General features: G+C 68.3%; 1 protein-coding gene. It reads right to left on the bottom strand.

The genetic code is table 11. From position 1 onward, the window contains the following. Nucleotides 1–55: 55 nt before the first annotated feature. Nucleotides 56–1,056, bottom strand: a 1,001-nt coding sequence (locus tag ACWGIU_RS38400) for an amino acid permease (protein ID WP_453712787.1), incomplete at its 5' end; no start/stop codon positions are given.

Below are 1,056 nucleotides of genomic sequence, written 5' to 3'. Positions count from 1 at the left end.
CGTCAGCGCTCCGACCTGCCCCGTTGTCATGTGGGCCTCGTAGCCGGCCGTGGGATCAGCGGCGGGTGCCGGCGAGTTCGGCCACGCGGCCACGGACCAGGTACCAGCCGCCGACCAGGGCGGCGCCGATGACCGGGACGAACAGGACCGTGGTGCGGCCGACGCCGCCGTCGCACCACATCAGCACCAGCACGGTGAGCAGGAACCCCAGGGTGACGATCTGGGTGTACGGGGCCCAGGGCAGCCGGTAGGAGGGGCGCTCCACGAGGCCCTGCTGGGCGCGGCGCCAGAAGAAGAGCGAGCAGACCATGACCATGGCCCAGGTGCCGAGGATGCCCAGCGAGGCGAAGTTCAGGACGAGCTCGAAGGCGTCCTTCGGCATGAAGGCGTTCAGCCCGACGCCGGCGAGGCCGAACGCGGCGGTGAACAGGACGCCGCCGTAGGGGACCTTGCCCTTGTTCATGACGCCGGTGAACTTCGGGGCGGAGCCGGACAGGGACATCGAGCGCAGGATGCGGCCGGTGGAGTAGAGGCCGGAGTTGAGACTGGAGAGGGCGGCCGTCAGGACGACGAGGTTCATGATGCCCGCGGCGCCGGGGACGCCGAGCTTGTCGAAGACGGTGACGAAGGGGCTCTGGTCGGAGCTGTAGGCCGTGTAGGGCAGGAGGAGGGCGAGGAGGACGACCGAGCCGACGTAGAAGAGGCCCACGCGCCACATGATCGAGTTGATCGCCTTCGGCATGATCTTCTCGGGGTTCTCGGTTTCACCGGCGGCGACGCCGCAGAGCTCGACGGAGGCGTACGCGAAGACGACGCCCTGGATCACCAGAAGCATCGGGAGGACGCCGGAGGGGAAGAGGCCGCCGTTGTCGGTGATGTTGGCGAGGCCGGGGGTGTGGCCGCCGATGTCGTGGCTGGTGGCGACGAGCCAGATGCCGACGATCAGGAAGACGACGAGGGCGGCGACCTTGACGAGCGAGAACCAGAACTCCATCTCGCCGAAGTACTTCACCGAGATCAGGTTGGCGGTGAGCACGATGGCGAGGGCGATGAAGG

The sequence above is a fragment of the Streptomyces sp. NPDC054840 genome, assembly GCF_053611065.1.
This window is presented reverse-complemented; position numbering and strand designations above follow the sequence as displayed.